Source organism: Arthrobacter sp. 35/47, assembly GCF_000520475.1.
GTDB lineage: Bacteria > Actinomycetota > Actinomycetes > Actinomycetales > Micrococcaceae > Arthrobacter_D > Arthrobacter_D subterraneus.
The window spans coordinates 95136-100466 of sequence record NZ_KI914587.1 but is presented as its reverse complement, the minus strand read 5'-3'; the positions used below and the strand labels follow the sequence as shown (position 1 = coordinate 100466).

The window sequence follows — 5331 nt, the reverse complement described above, 5'->3', positions numbered from 1 at the left end:
GTCGCCGCGCACATGGACACCCTCGCCGACATGGAGATCGAGGCGTTTGACCTGGTGGTGGTCAACCTCTACCCGTTCGTGGAGACGGTACGCTCCGGTGCCGCCGCGGACGACGTCGTCGAGCAGATCGACATCGGCGGCCCCGCCATGGTGCGCTCGGCCGCGAAGAACCACGCGGCGGTGTCCATCGTGGTGGACCCGTCCTTCTACGGCAGCGTGGTCCGCGCTGCGGGGGAGGGCGGCTTCGATCTGAAGACCCGCCAGCGGCTGGCCGCCCGCGCCTTCGCGCACACCGCGGCCTACGACAACGCGGTTGCCACCTGGACGGCCACCCAGTTCCAGGACGAGGACGACGACGGCGTGATCGACTGGCCTGCCTACGCCGGCCTGGCACTGGAACGCTCCGAGGTGCTGCGCTACGGCGAGAACCCGCACCAGCAGGCAGCGCTCTATGTGGACAAGGCCGCACCGGCGGGGATCGCGCAGGCCGACCAGCTGCACGGCAAGGCGATGAGCTACAACAACTTCGTCGACGCTGACGCCGCGTTGCGCGCCGCGTATGACTTCAGCGAGCCCGCCGTCGCCATCATCAAGCACGCCAACCCGTGCGGTGTCGCCGTGGGCTCACCCGGGGCCGCGGATGCCATCGCCGACGCCCACGCCAAGGCCCACGCCTGCGATCCGGTCTCGGCCTTTGGCGGGGTGATCGCAGCCAACCGCCCCGTCACGGCGGCCATGGCCCGGACCGTCAAGGACATCTTCACCGAGGTTGTCATCGCTCCCGGGTTTGATCCCGAAGCGGTGGAGATTCTTTCCCAGAAGAAAAACATCCGCCTGCTCGCCCTGCCCGAGGGCTACGACCGCTACCCGACCGAGCTGCGCCAGGTATCCGGCGGCGTTCTGGTCCAGGTGGTGGATGCAGTAGATGCCGATGGCGACAATCCGGACAACTGGACCCTCGCCGCCGGGGAAGCGGCTGATCCTGAAACCCTCGCCGATCTCGCGTTCGCCTGGACCGCCTGCCGCGCCGCGAAATCCAACGCGATCCTCCTCGCTCGCAACGGTGCCGCCGTCGGCGTCGGGATGGGGCAGGTCAACCGGCTGGATTCCTGCAAGCTTGCGGTGGAGCGGGCCAACACGCTCGCTGGAGAAGGTCACGAGCGCGCCCGCGGTGCCGTGGCGGCGTCGGACGCTTTCTTCCCTTTCGCGGACGGACTGCAGATCCTGCTCGACGCCGGTGTGCGCGCCGTCGTCCAGCCGGGAGGATCGGTGCGCGACCAGGAAGTCATTGACGCTGCCAACGCGGCAGGCATCACCATGTACTTCACCGGCGCACGCCACTTTTTCCACTAAACCGGTACGTTAGAGACAGACGAAGCAACAACAGTTTCAGCACCAGAAGAGCCCCTCAGGAGACGCCTCACAATGGCAAAAATCATCTATACCCACACCGACGAAGCGCCGATGCTGGCCACGTACTCGTTCCTGCCGATCATCGAGGCCTTCGCGTCGACGGCGGGTGTGGAGGTTGAAACCCGCGACATTTCGCTGGCAGGGCGCATCATCGCCATCTTCAGTGACTACCTCACCGAAGAGCAGCGCATCGGCGACGCCCTCGCTGAACTGGGGGAGCTGGCCAAGAAGCCGGAAGCCAACATCATCAAGCTGCCCAACATCAGCGCGTCCGTTCCGCAGCTGAAGGCGGCAATCACCGAACTCCAGGGGCAGGGGTACGCCCTTCCCGATTACCCGGACAGCCCTTCCAGTGACGAGGAAGCCGACGTCCGCGCACGGTATGACAAGATCAAGGGCTCCGCGGTCAATCCGGTCCTCCGCGAGGGCAACTCCGACCGCCGCGCCCCCCAGTCGGTGAAGAATTACGCGCGCAAGAACCCGCACTCCATGGGTGCCTGGACCCCCGAGTCCAGGACCAACGTTGCAACCATGAGCAACGGCGATTTCCGGTCCAACGAGAAGTCGGTCGTCATGGATTCGGACGATTCGCTGACCATTCAGCACGTCGCGCAGGACGGCACGGTCAATGTCCTGAAGAAGGCATTCCCGGTTCTCGCCGGTGAGGTCATCGACGGAACCGTTATGCGTGCAGCGGCCCTGGATGAGTTCCTCGCCGCCCAGGTGGAGCGTGCCCGGAATGAGGGCGTGCTGTTCTCCGCGCACCTGAAGGCAACCATGATGAAGGTGTCGGATCCGATCATCTTCGGGCACATTGTCCGCGCCTTCCTGCCCGAGGTTTTCGCGACCTACGGTGAGCAGCTCCAGGCAGCCGGCCTCAGCCCCAACAACGGGCTCGCCTCCATCCTGAGCGGCCTTGAGAAGCTGCCGGAAGGCACCCGGGGCGAGGTGGAGTCGGCCATCCGCAAGGGCATCGAGGACGGCCCCAAGCTCGCCATGGTTGATTCCGACAAGGGCATCACCAACCTCCACGTGCCGAGCGACGTGATTGTCGACGCCTCCATGCCCGCGATGATCCGCACCTCCGGCCACATGTGGGGCCCGGACGGCGAAGAGGCAGACACGCTTGCTGTGCTGCCGGACAGCTCCTACGCGGGCATCTACCAGGTGGTCATTGATGACTGCCGTGCCAACGGTGCGTTCGACCCCACCACCATGGGAACCGTCCCGAACGTCGGCCTGATGGCCCAGGCTGCCGAGGAATACGGCAGCCACAACAAGACCTTCGAGATTGACACCCCGGGCACCGTGCAGATCGTGGACGGCTCCGGCAACGTACTGATCGAGCACGAGGTCGAGCCGGGGGACATCTGGCGCGCATGCCAGACCAAGGACATCGCCATCCGCGACTGGGTGAAGCTCGCGGTCACCCGTGCGCGTGCCTCCGCCACGCCGGCCGTGTTCTGGCTGGACGAGGAGCGCGCCCACGACGCCAACCTCATCGCCAAGGTCAACGAGTACCTCAAGGAGCACAACACTGAGGGCCTCCAGCTCGAGATCCTCTCCCCGGTGAAGGCAACCGCGTTCACGCTGGAGCGCATCCGCAAGGGTGAGGACACCATCTCCGTCACGGGCAACGTCCTGCGTGACTACCTGACGGACCTGTTCCCCATTCTTGAGCTCGGTACCAGCGCCAAGATGCTCTCGATTGTTCCGCTGATCAACGGCGGCGGCCTCTTCGAGACGGGCGCCGGCGGATCGGCTCCCAAGCATGTCCAGCAGCTCGTCCGCGAGAACCACCTGCGCTGGGACAGCCTGGGCGAGTTCCTCGCGCTCGCGGTCAGCTTCGAGCATTTGGCTACCACGGCGGGGAACGCGCGTGCCCAGATTCTGGCGGACACGCTGGACCGGGCAACCGCCACCTTCCTGCTGGAGAACAAGTCGCCGAGCCGCAAGGTCGGCGAGATCGACAACCGTGGAAGCCACTTCTACCTCGCGCAGTACTGGGCCAAGGAACTGGCCGCACAGAGCGAGGACGCTGAGCTGGCGGCGGCATTCTCTGCGGTCGCGGAACAGCTGACGTCCAATGAGGACACCATTGTGTCCGAGCTGCTCGCAGTCCAGGGGACACCCGTGGACATTGGCGGCTACTACCACCCGGACATCACCAAGGTGGTTGCCGTGATGCGTCCATCACAGAAGTTCACCGAGGTCCTCTCAACCTTGAGCTGACTTCGACTCCAGAAGGCCCCGTACCCGTGCCGCCCGGCGCGCGTCCGGGGCCTTCGGCGTTCTCCGGTTCGAGTATTTAGGTGCCTCCTGTAACAATTCCGGACCGGATTCTGCCGCGAAGAATTGCTCGTGCTACTTCTTGAAGCATGAACTCGCACGACCCTGCACCCTCCGCAAAGTCCGCCGCACTCGCGGGATCCGCCGCATCAGCCGAGGAACGGAACGCCCGCGTCGCGGTCACGATCTTCCCCCTGCTGATACTGGGCGGTGGTGCCATAGCGCTGTTCATGCCCACGGCCTTCACGGGTCTTGCTCCCGCCATCAACCCGCTCCTCGGCGTGATCATGTTCGGGATGGGCCTGACGCTCACTCCGCCGGACTTCGCTGTGATTGCGAAGCGGCCTATCCCCGTTGTGATCGGTGTTGTAGCCCAGTACCTGGTGATGCCTCTCCTGGGGCTCCTGGTTGCTTCCGTCCTCGGGCTCCCGGCCGCCCTCGCAGCCGGCGTGATTCTGGTGGGCTGCTGCCCCGGTGGTACGGCGTCCAACGTGGTGTCCTACCTCGCCAAGGGCGACGTGGCGCTGTCTGTTGCGATGACCACGGTGTCCACCCTCCTGGCTCCCGTCCTGACCCCGCTCCTCACCCTCTGGCTGGCCGGACAGTACCTCCCGGTCGACGCCGGTTCCATGGCGTGGTCGATCGTCCAGATTGTGCTCATCCCTGTAGCACTCGGTCTGGCAGCACGCCTGCTGCTTCCCGGCCTCGTGGCGAAGGCGCTTCCCGTGTTGCCCTGGATTTCGGTAGTAGCGATCACGCTGGTGGTCATGGCTGTTGTGGGTCTGAGCGCGGAAGCCATCTTCTCCGCCGGACTGCTGGTGCTCCTGGCCGTGGTTCTTCACAACGGCCTCGGCTACGCCGTCGGCTATGGCGCAGCAAGGCTCTTCAAGCTGCCGGTGCGCGCCAGGCGCACCACCTCCGTGGAGGTCGGGATGCAGAACTCCGGTCTTGCCGCCGGACTGGCACGAACACACATGACCCCCGAGGCAGCACTTCCGGCGGCAATCTTCTCGGTGTGGCATAACGTGTCGGGTGCGCTCCTGGCTGCCTACTGGCGGCGCCGCGGACTGGCTGATGCGGAGGACAACACCGCCGTCGCAGGCGTTGCGAGCTAACTTCTGCCGCTTCCTCCGCCGGGGTCCTGTCCGGGGGTTTACACCGGAACCGCCCCGTGCTTTCCTGAGATAGTCAGTCTCTTCGCAGGGGGTGGTCCGGGTGCCCGCAGGCAAGTCATTTGTTGCTGCCGCCCGGCTGTTCCTCCTGGGCGCAGGCAGTGCGCTCACTTGGGCGGCGCTATCCGCGAGTCCGGCATTGGCCGACGACGGCGGTCTGCTGCCTGACATCGGTGATGTCACCTCAGCTGGAATCGCTGCGGACCCGGTGAGCGAGGGGTTGGTCCCTGCGCCCGTGACTGGGCTTGATCCTGTGGTTGAGCTTTCGCCCGTGACTGGACTTGTTCCCATCGCTCCCTTGGAAGATCCTGCACCCGTCGGACTGATCCCTGCGCCCGAGCCGGTTGCCGAAGTTATCGAGCACGTTGTTGCACCTGTTCAACAGGTCGCTGCTCCGGTGACAGGGGTCGTGCCGGCTGTCGAGCAGCTGGTCGCGCCGGTGGTGGAACCGGCGGTG

3 protein-coding genes and 1 pseudogene are annotated in these 5331 nt (G+C 65.4%); all 4 read left to right on the top strand.

The window, feature by feature from the left end; translation table 11 throughout:
• A partial coding sequence (gene purH / locus X803_RS0105130) for a bifunctional phosphoribosylaminoimidazolecarboxamide formyltransferase/IMP cyclohydrolase (RefSeq protein WP_026544302.1) occupies positions 1 to 1353 on the top strand: 1353 nt, incomplete at its 5' end.
• A gap of 72 nt (positions 1354 to 1425) precedes the next feature.
• Positions 1426 to 3645, top strand: a complete 2220-nt coding sequence (locus X803_RS0105125; protein ID WP_026544301.1) for an NADP-dependent isocitrate dehydrogenase — start codon at positions 1426 to 1428, stop codon at positions 3643 to 3645.
• A gap of 146 nt (positions 3646 to 3791) precedes the next feature.
• Complete coding sequence (locus tag X803_RS0105120; protein ID WP_026544300.1) at positions 3792 to 4817, top strand: bile acid:sodium symporter family protein; 1026 nt, start codon at positions 3792 to 3794, stop codon at positions 4815 to 4817.
• Between the two features lie 100 nt (positions 4818 to 4917).
• Positions 4918 to 5331, top strand: a pseudogene (locus X803_RS22105) (hypothetical protein); the annotation flags it as partial.

Coding starts and splice junctions, on each gene's coding strand:
- X803_RS0105125 (WP_026544301.1), top strand. CDS start 1,426: ATGGCAAAAATCATCTATACCCACACCGACGAAGCGCCGATGCTGGCC.
- X803_RS0105120 (WP_026544300.1), top strand. CDS start 3,792: ATGAACTCGCACGACCCTGCACCCTCCGCAAAGTCCGCCGCACTCGCG.